The 19,392-nt window shown below is 63.9% G+C and carries 20 protein-coding genes; 11 read left to right on the forward strand and 9 right to left on the reverse strand.

Annotated features, from left to right (window positions below):
• Window positions 1-70: 70 nt before the first annotated feature.
• From ABIB73_RS24905 to ABIB73_RS24915, 3 genes are all read left to right on the forward strand, one after another.
• Window positions 71-829, forward strand: coding sequence for a tetratricopeptide repeat protein (locus ABIB73_RS24905; RefSeq protein WP_354228311.1), 759 nt, complete (start codon window positions 71-73; stop codon window positions 827-829).
• 265 nt (window positions 830-1,094) lie between these two features.
• On the forward strand, window positions 1,095-3,005 hold the full coding sequence (locus tag ABIB73_RS24910) for a propionyl-CoA synthetase (protein ID WP_354228313.1): 1,911 nt from the start codon (window positions 1,095-1,097) through the stop codon (window positions 3,003-3,005).
• Window positions 3,006-3,182: 177 nt separating this feature from the next.
• The gene (locus ABIB73_RS24915; RefSeq protein ID WP_354228314.1) at window positions 3,183-3,443 is read left to right on the forward strand and encodes a hypothetical protein; all 261 of its coding nucleotides are present in this window, start codon (window positions 3,183-3,185) and stop codon (window positions 3,441-3,443) included.
• Between the two features lie 176 nt (window positions 3,444-3,619).
• Here ABIB73_RS24915 and ABIB73_RS24920 read toward each other — a convergent pair whose 3' ends face one another.
• Complete coding sequence (locus ABIB73_RS24920) at window positions 3,620-4,312, reverse strand: DUF1013 domain-containing protein (protein ID WP_354228316.1); 693 nt, start codon at window positions 4,310-4,312, stop codon at window positions 3,620-3,622.
• Between the two features lie 243 nt (window positions 4,313-4,555).
• Here ABIB73_RS24920 and ispH point away from each other — a divergent pair, with 243 nt between their 5' ends.
• From ispH to rnhA, 3 genes are read left to right on the forward strand one after another with little or no spacing between them, the layout of a single operon-like run.
• A complete protein-coding gene (gene ispH, locus ABIB73_RS24925; protein WP_354228318.1) occupies window positions 4,556-5,524 on the forward strand; it encodes a 4-hydroxy-3-methylbut-2-enyl diphosphate reductase in 969 nt (322 codons plus the stop codon).
• 6 nt (window positions 5,525-5,530) lie between these two features.
• Entirely contained in the window at window positions 5,531-6,526 is a 996-nt protein-coding gene (locus ABIB73_RS24930; protein WP_354228320.1) for a homoserine kinase, read from the forward strand.
• Window positions 6,523-6,987: a ribonuclease HI gene (rnhA, locus tag ABIB73_RS24935; protein WP_354228322.1), complete on the forward strand. Its 465-nt coding sequence runs from the start codon at window positions 6,523-6,525 to the stop codon at window positions 6,985-6,987. The genes ABIB73_RS24930 and rnhA overlap by 4 nt, the downstream gene beginning before the upstream one ends.
• A 137-nt stretch (window positions 6,988-7,124) precedes the next feature.
• Here the strand turns inward: rnhA and ABIB73_RS24940 are convergent, their stop codons facing one another.
• The 8 genes from ABIB73_RS24940 to ABIB73_RS24975 form a co-directional block, all read right to left on the reverse strand.
• Window positions 7,125-7,610: a peroxiredoxin gene (locus tag ABIB73_RS24940; protein WP_354228324.1), complete on the reverse strand. Its 486-nt coding sequence runs from the start codon at window positions 7,608-7,610 to the stop codon at window positions 7,125-7,127.
• A gap of 120 nt (window positions 7,611-7,730) precedes the next feature.
• The gene (locus ABIB73_RS24945) at window positions 7,731-8,285 is read right to left on the reverse strand and encodes a DUF924 family protein (RefSeq protein ID WP_354228326.1); all 555 of its coding nucleotides are present in this window, start codon (window positions 8,283-8,285) and stop codon (window positions 7,731-7,733) included.
• 15 nt (window positions 8,286-8,300) lie between these two features.
• Window positions 8,301-9,986: a long-chain fatty acid--CoA ligase gene (locus ABIB73_RS24950; RefSeq protein WP_354228328.1), complete on the reverse strand. Its 1,686-nt coding sequence runs from the start codon at window positions 9,984-9,986 to the stop codon at window positions 8,301-8,303.
• Between the two features lie 194 nt (window positions 9,987-10,180).
• Window positions 10,181-11,662 carry a D-alanyl-D-alanine carboxypeptidase family protein gene (locus ABIB73_RS24955; RefSeq protein WP_354228330.1) on the reverse strand — a complete coding sequence of 494 codons (1,482 nt, stop codon included), beginning with the start codon at window positions 11,660-11,662 and terminating at the stop codon, window positions 10,181-10,183.
• Between the two features lie 175 nt (window positions 11,663-11,837).
• Window positions 11,838-13,634 (reverse strand): glucan ABC transporter ATP-binding protein/ permease, encoded by a 1,797-nt coding sequence (locus ABIB73_RS24960; protein ID WP_354228332.1) that lies wholly within the window; start codon window positions 13,632-13,634, stop codon window positions 11,838-11,840.
• 75 nt (window positions 13,635-13,709) lie between these two features.
• A complete protein-coding gene (locus tag ABIB73_RS24965; protein ID WP_354228334.1) occupies window positions 13,710-14,021 on the reverse strand; it encodes a HigA family addiction module antitoxin in 312 nt (103 codons plus the stop codon).
• 18 nt (window positions 14,022-14,039) lie between these two features.
• On the reverse strand, window positions 14,040-14,315 hold the full coding sequence (locus ABIB73_RS24970) for a type II toxin-antitoxin system RelE/ParE family toxin (protein WP_354228336.1): 276 nt from the start codon (window positions 14,313-14,315) through the stop codon (window positions 14,040-14,042).
• A 67-nt stretch (window positions 14,316-14,382) separates the two neighbouring features.
• Window positions 14,383-15,432, reverse strand: a complete 1,050-nt coding sequence (locus tag ABIB73_RS24975; RefSeq protein WP_354228337.1) for an ABC transporter substrate-binding protein — start codon at window positions 15,430-15,432, stop codon at window positions 14,383-14,385.
• Window positions 15,433-15,659: 227 nt separating this feature from the next.
• On the opposite strand from ABIB73_RS24975, the gene ABIB73_RS24980 reads away from it, so the two are divergent.
• From ABIB73_RS24980 to ABIB73_RS25000, 5 genes are all read left to right on the forward strand, one after another.
• Window positions 15,660-16,031, forward strand: coding sequence for a hypothetical protein (locus tag ABIB73_RS24980; protein ID WP_354228339.1), 372 nt, complete (start codon window positions 15,660-15,662; stop codon window positions 16,029-16,031).
• Window positions 16,032-16,148: 117 nt separating this feature from the next.
• Window positions 16,149-16,553, forward strand: coding sequence for a phosphoribosyl-ATP diphosphatase (hisE, locus tag ABIB73_RS24985; RefSeq protein ID WP_354228341.1), 405 nt, complete (start codon window positions 16,149-16,151; stop codon window positions 16,551-16,553).
• A gap of 45 nt (window positions 16,554-16,598) precedes the next feature.
• Entirely contained in the window at window positions 16,599-17,201 is a 603-nt protein-coding gene (locus tag ABIB73_RS24990; RefSeq protein WP_354228343.1) for a YqaA family protein, read from the forward strand.
• A gap of 102 nt (window positions 17,202-17,303) precedes the next feature.
• Window positions 17,304-17,843, forward strand: coding sequence for a hypothetical protein (locus tag ABIB73_RS24995; protein WP_354228344.1), 540 nt, complete (start codon window positions 17,304-17,306; stop codon window positions 17,841-17,843).
• Between the two features lie 36 nt (window positions 17,844-17,879).
• Window positions 17,880-19,280, forward strand: a complete 1,401-nt coding sequence (locus tag ABIB73_RS25000; protein WP_354228346.1) for an aspartate ammonia-lyase — start codon at window positions 17,880-17,882, stop codon at window positions 19,278-19,280.
• Window positions 19,281-19,392 lie beyond the last annotated feature (112 nt).

A 19,392-nucleotide genomic window follows, 5' to 3' on the forward strand; every position in this document is an offset into this window, starting at 1 on the left:
AAGCTAGCATCAATCCGGCCGTATGATGGATAGTGTGGCTACAAAGCAAGAGCTTCCGACTGCAACGAGCATGCGCTTTCAGAATCTCATTCAATTGTCAGGAGCCGTCGTGCTGTGTGCGCTTTCGCTCAGCGCTGCCCATGCCGCGACCGGCGGCGAGCCGGCGGCCGTCACGCAGGTCGATATCGCGCCGTGCCTCGCCGCGAGCTCTGCCGACGACATGGACAAGGCCAGTTCCGCCTGCGCGGCGGTCATCGACAATGAGAAGGCGGCCAAGGCGGACCTGGTCAAGGCGCTGATCGCGCGGGGCGCGCTGCTGGCGCGGCATGACCAGCTCGACCGTGCGATCGCCGACGACAGCCGCGCTCTTTTGCTCGATCCTACGCTCGCCGACATCTTCAACGCCCGCGGCGAGCTTTGGCTGAAGAAGGGCGACAAGCCCAAGGCGGTGCAGGATTTCGGCGCGGCGCTGAAGATCGATCCGAACCACGAGAGGGCCAAGGCCAATCACAAGGCGATGGCACGTGAGCTCGAGCGGATCGGCGCACAGATGGCTGTCGCCGGGAAGCCCAGCTTCAATTGCGCGGGTGTGCGCCGCCCGGTCGAGAAGGCGATCTGCGCCAACCGCGAGCTCGCCGATCTCGATCGTGAGGTTTTTGCATCCTTCTCCCGCGTGTTGCGCGAAGCCCGTAACGCGGGAGAAGCCAAGGCACTCCAGCGCGAGCAGGATGATTTCATCACCCGCCGCAATGCAGGGTTTGGCCGGTCAGGGTATGATCTGAAGAAGGCGATGCAGGACAGGCTGCAGCGGCTGAATTCCCTTGGTTAGGGAGGGGGGTAGCCACAAACTCGGAGCGGAGTTCGTGGCTACCCCCCCTCTCCCGCAAGGGGGGAGAGGGCTCATCTTTGCCTCGATCGCGCCTCCGCGGATACCTCGTCGTTGCTCCAAAGCCCCATCCTTTTCAGCTTGAACCGCGCCCCGATCCCGGGACAATACCCCTCAAACAAGGTCGGCACTTGATCCGGGTCGTGGCGGGACTGACGTCCTGCCGTCAGGTCAAGGCCAGGCCAATAAAGGGAACGGGAGCGCGGAAATGAACGTCCAAGGGAAGAGTCGCTACCACGAGGTCCATGCGCGCTCGCTGGCCGATCCCCAGGGCTTTTGGGCGGAGGCGGCGACGGAGATCGACTGGATCGAGTCGCCGAAGACCATCTTCGATGCTTCCCAGGGCGTCTACGGCCGCTGGTTCAGCGGTGGCGTCGTCAACACCTGCTACAACGCGCTCGACCGCCATGTCGAACGCGGCCGCGCCGACCAGGTCGCGCTCATCCATGATTCGCCGCTGACCAATTCGGTCACCAAATTCACCTATGCCGAACTGCTGGCCGAGGTGCAGGCGCTCGCCGCCATCATGCAGGATTTCGGCGTCGCCAAGGGCGACCGCGTCATCCTCTATATGCCGATGGTGTCGGAGGCCGTGGTCGCGATGCTCGCCTGCGCGCGTATCGGTGCGGTGCATTCCGTGGTGTTCGGCGGCTTTGCCGCAAAAGAGCTCGCCACCCGCATCGACGACGCGCAGCCAAAGCTCATTCTCTCCGCGAGTTGCGGCATCGAGCCCGGCCGCATCGTGCACTACAAGCCACTGCTCGACGAGGCGATCAGGCTTGCGAGCAGCAAGCCGAAGGCCTGCATCGTGCTGCAACGTCCCCAGCACATCTGCGACCTCACGCCAAAGCGCGATTACGATTGGGCGAGCCTGCGCCGCAAGGCGATGAACGACGGCAAGAAGGCGCCTTGCGTGCCGGTCGCCGCCACCGATCCGCTCTACATCCTCTACACGTCCGGCACGACCGGGATTCCCAAGGGCGTGGTGCGCGACAATGGCGGTCATCTCGTCGCGGTGAAATGGTCGATGTTCAACCTCTATGGCGTCAAGCCGGGCGAGGTCTGGTGGTGCGGCTCCGACATCGGCTGGGTGGTCGGCCACAGCTACATCATCTACGGCCCGCTGCTGCATGGCGCGACCTCGATCATGTATGAAGGCAAGCCGATCGGCACGCCCGATGCCGGCGCGTTCTGGCGCGTCATCAGCGAGCACAAGGCGGTCGCCTTCTTCACCGCACCAACCGCGTTCCGCGCGATCCGCAAAGAAGATCCGGAAGGCAAGTTCATCCGGCAATACGATCTCTCGACATTCCGCACGCTGTTCCTCGCCGGCGAGCGCGCCGATCCGCCGACGGTGGAATGGGCGGAAGCGCAGCTGAAGGTGCCGGTGATCGACCATTGGTGGCAGACCGAGACCGGCTGGTGTATCGCCGGCAATCCGGTCGGCCTGGGCATGCTGCCGGTGAAGCATGGCTCGCCGACGGTGCCGATGCCGGGCTACCAGGTCGACGTCGTCGACGAGGCGGCGAAGCCGGTCGGTCCCAACATCATGGGCTCGATCGTCATCAAGCTGCCGATGCCGCCCGCCTGTCTGCCGACGCTGTGGAATCAGGACGCGCGCTTTCGTGAGGCCTACCTCACTGAATTCCCCGGCTACTACAAGACGTCGGATGCCGGTTACAAGGACGAGGACGGCTATGTCTTCGTCATGGGCCGCACCGACGACATCATCAATGTCGCCGGCCATCGGCTCTCCACCGGCGGCATGGAGGAGATTCTGGCCTCGCATCCGGATGTCGCCGAATGCGCCGTGCTCGGCATCAGGGACGCAATCAAAGGCGAGGTGCCCTGCGGCTTCCTGGTGCTCAAGGCCGGCGTGAAGCGCGCGCCCGCCGAGATCGAGAAGGAGATCGTGGCGCTGGTGCGCGACAGGCTCGGCCCCGTCGCCGCCTTCAAGCTCGCCATCACCGTCGGCCGCCTGCCCAAGACGCGCTCGGGGAAGATCTTGCGCGGCACCATCAAGAAGATCGCCGATGGCGAGCCCTGGACCATGCCGGCGACGATCGAGGACCCCAAGGTGCTGGACGAGATCGGCGAGGCGCTGAAGGGGAGGGTGTGATTTCCGGCCGGTGATGGGGCTTGAATAGGCCGCATTTTTCCGCTCAACCCTCATCCTGAGGAGCGCGCTCTTCGCGCGCGTCTCGAAGGATGAAAGGCCCCGCTGCTGCGTCCGGGCCTTTCATGGTTCGAGACGCCCGCTGCGCGGGCTCCTCACCATGAGGATAAAGAGCCTGCTATGAATTCGAAGCCGTTTCTTGCGATTGTGTTTGCAGCCCTCGCTCTCTCCGCCTGCTCGGCGCGTTACCAGACACCGACGGCGATGGGCGGTGACGATGACGATGCGGTGTGCCAGAGCCGCGGCTATGCATCCGGCTCGCCTGAATATGTGGCCTGCCGCAAGGATCGCGACGTCCAGCGCAACGCCGCGATCGCTCGCTCCGACCGCCGCCAGCGCGATCTCGGCGAGTACATGCTGAACCATCCGGAGCGGCCCTGAGGCGAAACGCGGCATTCCTTCGCAGCGACGACATCGGCTAGTAGGAAGCGCGCTCCTTCGCCGGGACGACGCCTCAGAGTGTGGAGATGGTGTCATTTCGCAAACAAAAAACAAAAACGCGGCAGGTCACCCCACCGCGTTCGAATTGTATTCGATAATGAAGGGAGGGCTGAGGACTACTCCTCTTCCTCCTGCTTCTTGCCGCCGAGCGTCTTGAGCTTGGCGAACACGGCGTCGACGTTGAGGTCGTCGCTGGACCGCTCGGCCGGCTCGAACTCGTCCTTCTTGGTGGTCTCGGAGGCCGGCAGCAACGTCGCGCCGCCATAGGCTGCATCGATCGGCTTTTCCTTGGCCGCGCGCGCCACCTCGAAATCGAGCTCGATCTGCGAGCAGAGGCCGAGCGTCACCGGATCGATCGGCGTCAGCGACGAGGTGTTCCAGTGTGTGCGGTCGCGCACGCTCGCGATCGTGCTCTTGGTCGTGCCGACCAGGCGCATGATCTGCGCGTCTTTGAGCTCGGCATGGTTGCGCAGCAGCCAGAGGATGGCGCTCGGGCGCTCGTGGCGGCGCGACACCGGGGTGTAGCGCGGGCCCTTGCGCTTGGGCTGGGGCGGCAGCACCACCTTGCTCTCCTGGAGGCGAAGCCGGGCGTCCGGGTTCTTCTCGGCCTTCTCGATTTCCTCGCGGGTCAGCTGGCCGTTGGAAATGGGGTCCATGCCCTTGATGCCCTGGGCGGCGTCGCCGTCCGCGATCGCCCGGATCTCCAGCGGATGCATCTTGGTGAAATCGGCGACCTGGTCGAAGGTCAGCGCGGTGTTGTCGAGCAGCCAGACGGCGGTCGCCTTGGGCATCAGAGGTGCGTTGCTCATGGCAAATCTCCTTTGTGCTTCGCCCACCCCTTTGGAGGCGAAGCCGGTGGTCATCAGCGATGACTGGGAATTCGCGCTATATAAGCCCGGAGGGGGTAGCCACGCAATGGTTCTGCTATAGATAGTGCCTTGACAGCGCCCGAAAGGGGGCCCAATTCCCTGTAAGCCCGTACCTAAGCCCTGTTCCATCCATCGACCGCTTCCCGCCCATTTGGCGAGGTGATTCGGTCCCGAGATCGCTCAATGTCAGCCAAACCAGACCTCAAGATCGTGCTTTGTTCTCCCCGCGGCTTCTGCGCCGGGGTGGTCCGGGCGATCGACACCGTGGAACGGGCGCTCGATAAGTATGGCGCGCCGGTCTATGTTCGCCATGAGATTGTGCACAACAAATACGTCGTCGACGGGTTGAAGAAGAAGGGCGCCATCTTCGTCGAGGAACTGGCCGAAATCCCGGAAAATACCTCCGCGCCGGTGGTATTTTCCGCCCATGGCGTGCCGAAATCGGTTCCGGCCGACGCGCAGTCCCGCAATTTGTTCTCGCTGGATGCGACCTGTCCGCTGGTGACCAAGGTGCACCGCGAGGCCGCCATCCACTTCAAGCGCGGCCGCGAGATATTCCTGATCGGCCACTCCCATCACCCTGAGGTGGTTGGCACGCTCGGCCAGTTGCCGACCGGCGCCGTGACCCTGATCGAGACCGCCGAGGACGCCAAGACCATCGCCCCGAAGGACCCGAACAACCTCGCCTTCGTGACCCAGACCACGTTGTCGATCGACGACACCGCGGAGATCGTGGCGCTGTTGAAGGAGCGCTTCCCCAACATCAACGGGCCGCACAAGGAAGACATCTGCTACGCCACCACCAACCGCCAACTCGCGGTGAAGAAGGTGGCACCCGTGGTCGACGCCCTGATCGTGGTCGGTGCGCCCAACTCGTCGAACTCGCAGCGCCTGCGCGAGGTCGCCGAGCGCGAGGGCTGCAAGATCGCGGTGCTGGCGCAGCGCGCCGCCGACCTCGACTGGGAGCGGTTCAGCAACATATCGAGCCTCGGCATCACCGCGGGCGCCTCGGCGCCGGAGGTGATCGTCGAGGAGATCATGGACGCCTTCGCCGAACGCTTCACGCTGCATGTGGAGACGGTCTCGGCCGCGGAGGAGAACGAGTTCTTCCCGCTGCCGCGCCAGGTGCGCCCCGAAGCCGCCGCCGAGTAGACCTTTATGGCGGTCTACACCGACGTCGCCGCCGACGAGCTTGCGGATTTCCTGAATCAATACGATCTCGGCGAATTGCTCTCCTACAAGGGCATCGCCGAGGGTGTCGAGAATTCAAACTTCCTGCTGCATACCAGCCAAGGAAACAATCACGCGTCGTTCATCCTCACGCTCTACGAGAAGCGCGTGGCGAAGAACGATCTGCCGTACTTCCTCGCGCTGATGACGCATCTGGCCGAGCACGGCATTAATTGCCCGCTGCCGGTGAAGGCAAGGGATGGCGAGGCGTTGCGCGAGCTGTCGGGCCGGCCGGCCGCGATCATCACCTTTCTCGAAGGCGTCTGGCCGCGCAAGCCGAACGCCACCCATTGCGCTGGGGTTGGCGAGGCATTGGCGAAGATGCATCTGGCCGGCGCGAATTTTGCGATCAGGCGTGCCAACGCGCTTTCAGTCTCGGGCTGGCGGCCGTTGTTCGATGTAGCCTCGGCGCGCGCCGACGAGGTGCAGCCGGGGCTGCGCGCGTTCCTGGCGGCCGAGCTCGATTATCTCGCGAGCGGCGTCTGGCCGAGCAATTTGCCCGAAGGCGTGATCCACGCCGACCTCTTCAACGACAACGTCTTCTTCCTCGGCGACAAGCTTTCCGGGATCATCGACTTCACCTTCGCCTGCAACGACATGCTGGCCTATGACGTCGCGATCTGCCTGAACGCCTGGTGTTTCGAGCCGGATCACTCCTTCAACGTCACCAAGGCGCGCGCCTTCCTCAATGCCTATGGCCGCGTGCGCAAGCTGACCGAGGCCGAAGAGGCCGCGCTGCCGCTGCTGGCGCGGGGTGCGGCGATCCGCTTCCTGCTGACGCGGCTGGTCGACTGGCTCAACGTGCCGCCGGGCGCGCTGGTCAAGCCGAAGGATCCCTTGGAATATTTTCGCAAACTGCGCTTCCACCAGAGCGTTTCGAGCGCGCGCGATTACGGGCTGATGCCGTTAGGATCGGTGGCGTGAGCGAACTTCCCAATGTCACGATCTATACGGACGGCGCCTGCTCGGGAAATCCCGGGCCCGGCGGCTGGGGCGCGATCCTGAAGTTCGGCGACAAGGAGAAGGAGCTGAACGGCGGCGAGCGCCACACCACCAATAACCAGATGGAGTTGATGGCGGCGATCTCGGCGCTGGAGGCGCTGAAGAAGGCGTGCACGGTCGATCTCTACACCGACAGCCAATATGTCAGGCAGGGCATCACCGGTTGGATTCACGGCTGGAAGCGCAACGGCTGGCGCACCGCCGACAAGAAGCCGGTCAAGAATGTCGAGCTGTGGCAGCGGCTGGATGCGGCGCTGAAGCAACATGAGGTGCGCTGGCACTGGGTCAAGGGCCACGCCGGCCACCCCGAGAACGAGCGCGCCGATCAGCTCGCGCGGGATGGGATTGTGAAGGCGAGGTTGCAGACGCGCGTGGCGGAGTAGATTGGGCGTAGTGTCCCTCCACTCGTCATGGCCGGGCTTGACCCGGCCACCACGCCTTGCCGCGCGTGACCAAGAACGTGGATGCCCGGGACAAGCCCGGGCATGACGTCGTCGTTAGAGTCGCGCCGAAGGTAGGCTTACAGCTGCCCCAGCAGCGTATCGCCGCCGGACACCTCGACCTTGCCGGGCATCGCTTCGAGGTTCAGCTTTTTCACCACGCCGTCCTCGATCAGCATCGAATAGCGCTTGGAGCGGATGCCGAGACCGTTGCCGGAGGCGTCGAGCTCCATGCCGATCGCCTTGGTGAAGTCGGCATTGCCGTCGGCGAGGAAGGTGGCCTCGTCGCGCTGGTCGGTGTCGCGCTTCCAGGCGTTCATGACGAAGGCGTCGTTGACGGAAACGATAGCGATGGTGTCGACGCCCTTGTCCTTGATGGCATAGGCGTTGAGGAAGATGCTCGGCAGATGCATCTTGTGGCAGGTGCCGGTGTAGGCGCCGGGTACCGCGAACAGCGCCACCTTCTTGCCCTTGAAGATATCGTCGGTGGTCTTCACCTGCGGACCTTCCGCCGTCATCACGCGGAATTTCGCCTCGGGCAGCTTCTCGCCAATCTGGATCGCCATCGTCAGTCTCCCTGGAATTCGATCCTGCTTTGTAGACCGTGCGGCCGGCCTGCACAATATTGCCGGCAAGGGAGGCGATAGGGGAAGCGGCAAGGGCCCCGGCCTTTCACCGTTATGTCATCAACCGGCGAAACCGCCTTCGTCGAGGAAGGCCTGCTCCTCCTCCGTGGTGTCGCGGCCGAGCAGGCGGTTGCGATGGGGAAAGCGGCCGAAGCGGCGAATGATATCGGCGTGCTCCTCGGCGTATTTCAGGTTGTCCGCATTGTCGGTGCCGCGAAACAGCGCGACGCAACGCAACTGGTCCGGCAGATGCTCGGAATGCATGAACGGCATATAGAGGAATGCGAGCAGGGTCGGGTCGATGCTGCTATCCGCGCCGCGATCAATGGCGCGGCGGGCGACGTCGCGCGCCATCGCGTCGCTGGCAAAGGCTTGGGGCGTGCCGCGGAACATGTTGCGGGGAAACTGGTCGAGCACGATGACGAGCGCCAGCGCGCCGTCATCGCTTGCCTCCCAGGACGCTAGCCCGCCTGCGGCGGCCTTCTGCCAGAGCGCGAGAAAACGACGCCTGACCTCCGCGTCGAAAGCGTCGTTGCGCTTGTACCAACGCTCGCGGCCGGCTTCGCGCCAGAAGGCGAGAATGCCGGCCGGCTCGATGTCGTCGACCTCTTGCATGGATGATAGGCGAGCTTACGCCGCCTCGGCCTTCTTCTCGTCGCGGAGTTGCCGACGCAGGATCTTGCCAACATTGGTCTTCGGCAGGTCGGTGCGGAATTCGATATGCTTGGGGATCTTGTAGCCGGTGAGCTGCCCCTGGCAGAACTTGATCACGTCCTCGGCCGTGAGGTTCGGATCCTTCTTCACCACGAACGCCTTCACTGCCTCGCCCGACTTGGCATCGGGGATGCCGATCACGGCGCATTCCAGCACGCCCGGATGGCTCGCGATCACTTCCTCGATCTCGTTCGGATAGACGTTGAAGCCGGAGACCAGGATCATGTCCTTCTTGCGGTCGACGATCTTGGTGTAACCCTTCTCGTCCATCACGCCGATGTCACCGGTACGGAAAAAGCCGTCGGCGGTCATCACCTTGGCGGTTTCTTCCGGCCTGTTCCAGTAACCCGCCATCACCTGCGGGCCCTTGGCGCAGATCTCGCCGGGCTGCCCGAGCGGCACCTCGTTGCCGTCGTCGTCGCGGATCGAGATCCAGGTCGAGGGCACGGGGACGCCGATGGTGCCGTTGAACTCCGAATTGGTCGCGGTGTTGCAGGTCAGCGTCGGCGCCGTCTCCGACAGGCCGTAGCCTTCCGCGATCGAGCATCCCGTGATCGCCTTCCACTGCTCGGCGACCGGGCGCTGCACCGCCATGCCACCGCCGTTGGAGATCTTCAGCTTGGAGAAGTCGAGCTTCTTGAAATCGGGATGGTGCATCAGGCCGTTGTAGAGCGTGTTGACAGCCGGGAAGCTGTTGACCTGGTACTTCGCCAGCTCCTTGACGAAGCCGGCGATGTCGCGCGGATTGGGGATGAGCAAGTTGCAGCCGCCGGCGCGCACCGCGAGCAGGTAACAGGCCGTCAGCGCGAAGATGTGGTAGAGCGGCAGCGCGCAGACGATCAGAAGCTGATCGATCTGCGGCGGCTGCGCCATCGCCGGCTGGAGCCAGGCATCGTTCTGGAGGACGTTGGCGACGATGTTGCGGTGGAGCAGGGTGGCGCCCTTGGAGACGCCGGTGGTGCCGCCGGTATATTGCAGGAAGGCGACGTCGCCCGGCGACAGCTTTGGTTTGTTGAAGGTCAGGCCGCGGCCGGCCGAGAGCGCGTCGTTGAACGATACCGCACCCGGCAGCGAATAGGCCGGCACCATCTTCTTGACGCGGCGGACGACGAGATTGACGATCACGCCCTTGAAGCCGAGCAGGTCGCCCATGCTGGCGACGATGACGTGCTTGACCTGTGTCCTGGCGATCACCTGCTGCACGGTGTGGGCAAAATTCTCCAGCACGATGACGGCTTCAGCGCCGGAATCCTTGAGCTGGTGCTCGAGCTCGCGCGGCGTGTAGAGCGGGTTGACGTTGACGACCGCAAAGCCGGCGCGCAGCACGGCCGCGGTTGCGACTGGATATTGCAGCACGTTCGGCATCATGATCGCGACGCGCGCGCCGCGCTGGAGGCCGCGTCCTTGAAGATAAGCGCCGAGCGCGACCGACATCTGGTCGAGGTCGCGGTAGCTGATCGACTTGTCCATGCAGATGAACGCCTTGCGGTCTGCGAACTTGGTGAAGCTCTCCTCCAGCAGGTCGACCAGCGATGCGTATTGGGTCGGCTCGATATCAGCGGGCACGCCGGGCGGATACTGCTTGAGCCAGATGCGCTCCATGGAAACTCCCCTCTCTTACGCCTGAGCCCGTTGTGTCTCGGGCTTGCCTCATTGCCGGCAGTATCGAGCCTGCCGGAACGGCTGGCAAGCGGTCGAGGCTTAGGGCAAAGGCCGGAGAGTGGCTACTGGAATTGTCGCAAACCGCTGCCGCAGTGCGAAGTGCGGGTGCAGCGTAGCGGCCTTGCGCCGTTAACCTAACTGTTGTTCGGCGCGGGCTTGGCTGCTGGCTTCGTTGCCGCCTTGGGCTTGGCGGGCTTGGCCGCCTGATCAGCGCTTGCAGCAGGTTTCGCTGCTGCATCGGGCTTGGCCGCGGCATGCTTGGTCGCGGCCGGCTTGGCTGCGGTCTTGGCATCAGCTTTGGCATTACTCTTGGCGTCGGGCTTGGCATCCGGCTTCGCCGCTGCCGTCTTGGTGTCCTTGTTGGTGTCCTTGCCGGCATCCTTCGGCTTGTCGGTCGCGTCGGGCTTCTTGGCAACGCGCGACTTCTTGCCACGCGCCTTCGGGACGGCCTGCTGATCGGCGTCTGCTGCGACCGCCGCGATCAGGGCGGTGCCAGTGCGGGTCGGGCCGGTGTAGACCAGCACGGGGTCTGCGGCCGCCGGGGCCGAGGCCATCAACTCGGACGCTTTCATCAGGGGCGGCTGAAGTCCCGCAGTGAAGAAGGTCACTTGCGCTTCGCCGCCTGTAGCCGAGGCCGATCCGGTCGTGCCGCCATTGGTCGCGATCAGCGCATCGTCGTCGTCGCTGGCCGGCCGCTTGCGGTGACCGCCGCACATCTCCTCGCGCAGGTTCGGCGGCGAGGCGTCGACCGGCACGAGGTTCTCGACCGTGCCGAGCGAGGGGCGCAGCCACGACAGATTGTCTTGGCTGAAGCCGCGCTCCAGCAGCTGCGCCGCCTTCACGGCGCGCGCGGTGCCGGAGCTGGCACCGAGCACCACCGCGATCAGCCGGCGGCCGTTACGCGTGGCTGACGCCACGAGGTTATAGCCGGAGGCGCAGATGAAGCCGGTCTTGAAACCGTCGGCGCCGGGATAGCGGCCGATCAGCTTGTTGAAATTCCCGGTGACGCGCTTGCCGAAGCGGATCGCCGGGATGTGCACGAAATACTCATACTCCGGCAGGTCGCGCAGGAACGAGCGTGCGAGAATGCCGAGGTCGCGCGCCGACGTGATCTGGCCGTCGGCGGGCAGGCCGTTGGGATTGACGTAGCTCGTCTGCGTCATGCCGAGCTTCTTCGCGGTGTCGTTCATCATCGCCGAGAAGCCGTCGATCGAGCCGCCGACGCCTTCGGCGAGCACCACGGCCATGTCGTTCGCCGACTTGACCAGCATCATCTTCAGCGCGTTGTCGATGGTGAGCTGCGTTCCCGGACGGAACCCCATCTTCGAGGGCGATTGCGAGGCCGCGGTCGGCGACACCGTAATCAGCGTGTCGAGCGTGATCTTGCCGTCCTTCACCGCCTTCAGCGTCACATAGGCGGTCATGATCTTGGTGACGGAGGCCGGATACCAGGGAATGGTCGCGTTGTCCGCCTGCAACACCTTGCCGGTATCGGCTTCGATGAGAAGCAGCGCTTCGGCATCCGCCATGCGCGGCGCGAGCAGCGCACCGATTGCGAGTGTCGCAGCGAACAGGTTGAACAGGGATTTGCGAAGCAGCGGGCGAAAGACGTGCACTATCCGATTCCGGTCCTTGGAGATCCGCCGGTTCCGGACGGCTCTCGTGATCTGATGCTCGGTTCTGAAATCCAGCGCCGCCGCTTGCGGCGTCGCAAACCTATACCGGCTCTTGCGTCGAGAATAGGGTTTCCCCCGGGTATTCCGCAATGAAATAGGCCGAATTTCGGCGGTCCTACGGGGACTTGACCGCGGTCGCGATAGGCTCGGCCGTTGTCACGCTGGCCCGCGCATTCTCGTGCACCATGAACTGAGCCCTGGCGAGCTCGGCGAAATGGCCGCCTTTGGCCACGAGTTCATCGAAAGTTCCGCTTTCGATCACCCGTCCGTTCTCGAACACCAGGATCCGCGTGGCATTGCGGATGGTGGAGAGGCGATGGGCGATCACGAAGGTGGTGCGGCCCTTCATCACTTCATCGAGAGCGGCATTCAGCTTGGCCTCGGTGACAGCGTCGAGCGCGCTGGTCGCCTCGTCCAGGATCAGGATCGGCGGGTCCTTCAGCAGCGCGCGCGCGATCGACAGTCGCTGCCGCTCGCCGCCGGAGAGCATGCGGCCGCGCTCGCCGGCATTGGTCTCGAAGCCGCCGCTGCGCTCGATGAATTCGAGCGCCTGGGCGCGCTCCGCCGCCTTGCGCATCTCGGCGTCGGTCGCATCCGGCTTGCCGACGCGCAAATTCTCCGCGATCGAGCGGTTGAACAGCAGCGCCTCCTGGAACACCACGCCGATGTTCCGCCGCAGCGACGTCAGGGTGACGCCGCGCACATCCATGCCGTCGATCCTGATGAGGCCGGATTGCGGGTCGAAGGCGCGATGCAAAAGCGCGATCGCGGTCGACTTGCCGGCACCGGTCGGGCCGACCAGCGCGATGGTCTGGCCGGGCAGCGCGGTGAACGAGAGATCCTCGACCGCCGGCCGTTTGCCGTCATAGGAGAAGGTGACGTCGTTGAACTCGACGAGGCCGGAGAGCCTGCCGGCGTCGATCGCGTCGGAACGGTCGTGCACCACGGGTACGGCGTCAAGCACGTTGAAGAACTCGCGCAGGCGCGGCGCTTCCATGAAGACGTTGTTGATGAAGCTCACGACCTGCTCGAGCTTCTGGATCAGAAGCGTGGCGAAGCTCACGAACATCACGATCTCGCCGACCGAGGTGAGCCCCTGGTCGTGCAGCGCGATGCCGAGCGTGAAGATCGCGAGCACCGTGATGGTGGTGGAGGCGCGCGTGATGACGGTGACGAGCGCCCACCATGACAGCACCGGCATTTGCGCGGCGAGCAATTGGTCGGCGATGGAGCGCAGGCCCTGCACCTCGGATTCAACGCGCACGAAGCTCTGGACCAGCGCGACGTTACCGAGCGCGTCGGAGGCGCGGGCGGAGAGCTCGCTATATTGCTCTTCAACCGCCATCTGCATGCCGAAGGTCCTGCGCACGACGAACGTGGTCAGCACCGTAAAGACGATGCAGAGCACGAACAGCAGGATCGCGAGCCGCCAGTTCAGATAGAGCGACAGCGGCAGCAGCACCACGACCGAGAGGATCGCGGCAAAGTGTTCGCGGAAGAAGCCGAGCCACAGCCGCCAGAGCGCATCGGTGCCGTTGAGCATCACCTTCATCAGCCGGCCCGAATGGGTGCCGGAGTGGAAGGTCAGCGGCAATTGCAGGATGTGCTCGAAATAGCTCGTCAGCACGGCCTGGCGCTGGCGGTGGGAGAGCCGGTCGGCCTGCAGCGCAACAAGCGCACTACAGGCGATTGTGAACAGGCCGAACGCGACCCACGCCATCAGGAACGGCCAGGCCGAATTCGATCCTGCCGCCGTCTTGCCGGAGAGCACGTCGACGATGCGGCCGAACAGCACGGGCTCGGCGAATTGCGAGGCGGCAAGCAGGAGATTGGCGAATGCCAGCAGCCAGCCCAGCCGCGCCTCCTTGCCGAGCAGCTCGAGAACACGGGTGTAGAGGCTGAAAATGGACATGAGATACGCTGGACCGCGGAAAGGTCGTCAGTCAACCGGTTGAAGGGCTGCAAAGACTACACTGGTGTGGACGGCTCAGGCCACCTTCAAGGTGGGGATATGGCTGACGTCCACCGTCTGTTCCGCGTGCCAGGTGTCATGAGCGGCCTGCATCCGGACCCAGATGCCGGCTCCGCCTCCAAACAGCTTTCCAACGCGCACCGCCACCTCCGGGGACAAGGGCTTCTTCTCTGTCATGATGTCGTGAAGATGCTGCCGCGAAATGCCCAACAGGCGCGCGATCTCGACCTTGGTCTTGCCGGAGGCCGGCAACATGTCTTCGCGAAGCACCGCCCCGGGATGAGCGGGACAGCGATGGCGGTTTTTCTTGGCAGGATATTCGGCCATGACGCTCCCGGCTTGGTGTTAGTGATATTGCTCGAAATCGACTCGATAGGCATCGCCGTTCTCGAATTCGAATGTGATGCACCACGGTCCATTCACATGGACTGTGTATCTGATCGGCTTCCCGTGCAGACGGTGGAAGTCAAAGCCAAGCACGTTCATGTCCTCAGGAAGAGAAGCGCTATCGAGCTGATCGAGCCGCCGCAGAATTCTGGCGCGCATCTTCGAATCGATCTTCACCGTCTTTCCTTTAGACCAAAGATCGCCAAGAGCCTTGTTCCGGAAGGGCTTGATCAAGGTGCTGCCAAAAATCCGACGCGCTATAAACGTAAGCTATTCGCTTACTTTGGTCAAGGTGGCGCCCTCAATTGATCAACCGCCCTGCGACCGGCGGCAGGAACCGGTCGTCGAAGATATCACCGGCCGCGGGCCGCCGGTTGAATTTGAAATCCTCGGCGATCTTGTCGATCGAACGTTCCAGCCGCGCCGGGTCGATGCCGCCGAGGCCGTTGCGCTTGACTTCGTCGGTCAGGATGTTGTCGGCGAGCACGGTGCGCAGGCGTGCGCGCTCCAGGTCGCGGTCGGCATCCTCCATGCGGCTTGCGGCCTCGTCTGCCGCGCGCGCAGGGTCCCTGACGGTGGCGTTGATGCCGGCGATCAGTGCGCGGACAAAACCCTTCACCGCGTTCGGCTTTGCCGCGGCGAAGGCAGGGCTGGCCACCACCGCAAAGCCATAGGCCTCGCAGCCATAGTCGGCATAGCGCAGTACGGCGAGATCGTCGGCCGGCACGCCGCGGTCGCGCAGGTTCACGGCCGAGAGATAAGAGAAGCCGGCAACCGCATCGACCTGTCCTGCCGAGAGGACCGGCTCGCGCACCGCCGCGCTCATCTTGAAGAATTTCACATGCGAGACGTCGATGCCGTTCTGGCGCGCGAGCGCCGGCCACAGCCGGATCGACAGATCGCTGTCGGCCACGCCGACGGTCTTGCCGTCGAGATCGGAGAGCAGGTGGATGCCGCGGCTCTTGCGGGCGACGATCGCGTAAGGTGCGCTGTTGAACAGCACGAACACCGCCTTGACCGGCGACACATCGGTCTTGTCGCGAAAACGAATAAGCTCGTTGATGTCGACGAGCGCGAGTTCGCTGTCGCCCTTGGCAACGCGCGCGAGCGCTTCCGGCGATCCGGCCGCGTTGTTGAAGGACACGTTGAGATGCTCGGCGCCGAATTGACCGTCCTTCGCGGCGATGAAGAACGGCGCCATGCTCGCATCGACCGGACGATCGAAGGTGAAGTGGATCGCGACAGACGGCGCGGCAGTCTCGGCCGCATTGACGTCGCGTGCGGCCAGCGCGGCAAGCGAGATCGCAAGGGCCAGCAGGCAGCGAAATGCGATCGTCTTCAATCCATCCATCGGTCGCGCCGGTTCCGCATTGTTATGGTTTCGTGACGCTCGCAGCGCCGGCCGGCAATCACTCTCTCCGCGTCAACATGAACGGCGGATGAGCAGTGGTTGCGTCACGATTACGCAGCCCCGTTCAGCTTCTGTTGGGGTTGGGGAACCGAACATCGCATGCGGGTGTTTGAAAGACATGAGCCTGTCTCGAGGCACCATTGAAGGTCCCAAGGAGGGTCCAAGGCATGTTTGACCGATTTTCGAAGCTTGCCGGCCGCAAGGCCGTTCTCGCCACCGCCGCAGTGCTGGCGCTGACCACCGTCGCCCCCACCGCATCGTTCGCAGGCGGCCGCCACTGGCACGGCGGCGGCGGTGCTGCCGCAGCCGCGGCCTTTGCCGGTATCGTCGGCACCGGTCTTGCGATCGCCGCGACCCGTGATGCCTACGCCTATGACTACGGTCCGGGCTATTATGGCGGTCCCGCCTATTACAGCCGCCCTGCCTATTACGGCTACGGCCCCTATTACGGTCCGGGCCCGAACTATGAGGCACAGCGTTACGGCGGCACGGCGCCGTCCGAGCTCTGCGGCCAGGGCTATTACACGAACTGCTACTAGCTTTGGCTACCAAAGGTTGACCACAACGGGCCGTCGCGCTTGTCGCGCCGGCCTGTTTTGGCTTTTACTGTCAGGCGTTAACGCGCTCGCCATTGATTTAGAGTAGTTTTGAGTACCATGAGTGATTCGCTTGAGCGGCTATATCTGGCTGTGCTCGCGGCCAGGGATCTTGATCCGGCAACATCGCGCACTGCGCGGCTGTTTCAGCGCGGCCCCTCCAAAATGGCAAAGAAGCTGGCTGAAGAGGCCATTGAGGTCGTCATCGACGCGGTCAATGGCGATAGCGAAGCCGTGATCCGGGAAAGCGCCGATCTGCTCTACAATCTCACCGTGCTCTGGGCCTCGGCCGGCGTGCGTCCCGAGGACGTCTGGCGCGAGATGGCGCGGCGGGAGGACATGCTCGGCATCGCCGAAAAGCTGCCGAAGTCGCCGATGAAGCTGCCCAAAGTCGCGTCACCGCCCGTGGCCGCCCGGCGGCCAATTGCCGCGCTCGAGGGCCGCGTGGTGCGCAAGCGCCACTAGAACCGTCACAAATCGCCTCAATCTCGGCATGGACAAATCCGTCCCATGGTGCTTCATCGCGGCGCCATGCTGAAACGTATCTACGACTGGTGCATCGACGCCGCCCACAAGCCCTACGCGCTCTGGATCATGGGCGCCGTGGCTTTCGCAGAAAGCTCCTTCTTTCCCGTCCCCCCGGACGTGATGCTGATCCCTATGTCACTGGCGCGCCCGCAGCGCGCCTGGATGTATGCGGCGATCTGCACCGCGACCTCGGTGGTTGGCGGCCTGTTGGGCTACGCCATCGGCGCGCTGCTGTTTGACTCGGTCGGCCACTGGCTGATCCAGGTCTACGGCCTCGGCGACAAGGTTGACGCTTTCCGCGCCTCCTATGCGGAATGGGGCGCGGTGATCATCCTGCTCAAGGGTCTCACGCCGATCCCCTACAAGCTCGTCACCATCACCTCGGGCTTTGCCGGCTACAATATCGGCCTGTTCATCCTGTGCTCGATCGTTGCGCGCGGCGGACGTTTCTTCATCGTCGCCATCCTGCTCAACCGCTATGGCGACTGGATCCGGGTCAGGATCGAGAAGCATCTTGGATTGTGGGTGGCGCTCGGCGCCGCGGTGCTGGTGCTCGGCTTCGTTGTCGCGATCAAGCTGATCTAGAGCATGATCCGGAAAAGTGTGAAGCGGTTTTCCGGAAAGATCATGCTCAATCAATAAGCCTCCCGCTTTGCCGTTGGACCGGCTTCGGCTACGGTTGCCGTCATGATGGTTCGATCCGGCAATCCGGCCGTGCGGCTCGGGACGCTGACTTCAGCAGTGCTGTTGCTCCTGCTCGGTGCCGGCGGCACCGGATGGCCGCAATCCACGCCGCCGGCGCTCGGTCTCCAGGAGCAGGGGTCGCAGGCCGCCCCGCCGCCATCGACGCCCGCTCCATCAGCGCCGCCGGCGCGCGAGGAAAATCCCGGGTTGATCAACGAAATGGGCAAGCTGTTCGACAGACTGCCCTCGATCCTGCCGCCGATCAAAAGCCCAAGCGAGACCATGAACGACCTGTCGCGTTTGGCGAAGCCGTCCAGCATGGTCTCGGGACGTGTGGCCTGCCCGGCCTCGTCAAACGGCGGGCCCGACTGCAAGCTGGCCGCCGACCAGCTCTGCCAGAGCAAGGGCTATCGCGAAGGCAAGAGCCTGAATGCCGACGCCGCCGAAAAATGCTCGGCCAGGGTTTTGATCCCCGGCAGGCAGCGCAAGCCGGACGACTGCCGTACCGATACATTCGTCACCAGCGCGCTGTGTCAGAACTGATGCGATGACGCCGCGCGCAAGCAACAAGGAGCGCCCATGAGCCGCACGGAGCAGGATTTCCTCGGACAGCGTGAGATCGCCGACGACATCTATTACGGCGTCCAGACCATCCGCGGGAAGGAGAACTTCCACATCACCGGCATTCCGATGAACCAGGAGCCTTACTTCGTGAAGGCGCTTGGTTACGTCAAGAAGGCCGCGGCGATGGCCAACCGCGACCTCGGCGCGGTCGACGCAAAGGTCGCCGATGCGATCATCCTGGGCTGCGATCGCGTCATTGCCGGCGACATGATGGATCAGTTCGTCACCGACTTCATCCAGGGCGGCGCCGGCACCTCCACCAACATGAACGCCAACGAGGTGATCGCCAATCTCGCGCTGGAATCGCTCGGCTTCAAGAAGGGCGACTACCAGCACGTCAGCCCCAATGATCACGTCAATTACGGTCAGTCGACCAACGACACCTATCCGACCGCGTTTCGGCTGGCGCTGATCCTGCGGCTCGAGAGCTATATGACCGCGCTGCGCCAGCTCCGGGAGGCGTTCTTCACCAAGGGCCGCGAGTTCGAACGCGTGCTGAAGATGGGCCGTACGCATTTGCAGGACGCCGTGCCGATGTCGCTCGGCGCCGAATTCCGCGGCTGGGGCACCACGATCGGTGAGGAGGTCGACCGCATCTCCGAGGCGCGCGCGCTGCTGCGCGAGATCAATCTCGGCGCTACTGCGATCGGCACCTCCGTCACGGCGGCAGTCGGCTATCCAAAGCTCGCCGTCCGGCATCTCAGCGCGCTGACCGGCGTCGACTTCATTCTCGCCGGCGATCTCGTCGAGGCGACGTCGGATACCGGCGCCTATGTGCAATTGTCCGGCGTGCTGAAGCGCACCGCGAGCAAGCTCACCAAGATCTGCAATGACATCCGCCTGCTCGCCTCGGGTCCGCGCGCCGGCTTCAACGAGATCAACCTGCCGCAATTGCAGCCGGGCTCCTCGATCATGCCCGGCAAGGTCAACCCGGTGATCCCCGAGGTCGTCAACCAGACCAGCTTCCTCGTCATCGGGCTCGATACGACCGTCACGCTGGCGGCAAGTGCCGGCCAGCTCCAGCTCAACGTGATGGAACCGGTGATCTCGTTCGCGCTGTTCTTCTCGATCCGCACCATGGAGCGTGCGGTCAACAGCCTGCGCGAGAATTGTGTGCTCGGCATCACCGCCAACGAGGAGCACACCCGCAACATGGTGCTGAACTCATTGGGTATCGTTACGGTGCTGAAGCCGCTGCTCGGCTACAAGCAGTGCGCCGAGATCGCGCGCGAGGGCTACAAGAGCGGCAAGTCGCTGCACCAGATCGTCGTGGTCGAGCGCAAGCTTCTGACGCAGGAGAAGTGGGACGAGATGTTCTCGTTCGAGCGGCTGATCAATCCTGATCTGATAGGGTGAACCTCTGGTCTCTCCTCCCGTCATTCCGGGGCGCGCCTCTTGGCGCGAGCCCGGAATCCATTTCTCCATTCGTGCTGACGCCTGATGGATTCCGGGCCTGCGCCTGCCGGCG

Source organism: Bradyrhizobium sp. F1.4.3 (assembly GCF_040548375.1).
GTDB lineage: Bacteria > Pseudomonadota > Alphaproteobacteria > Rhizobiales > Xanthobacteraceae > Bradyrhizobium.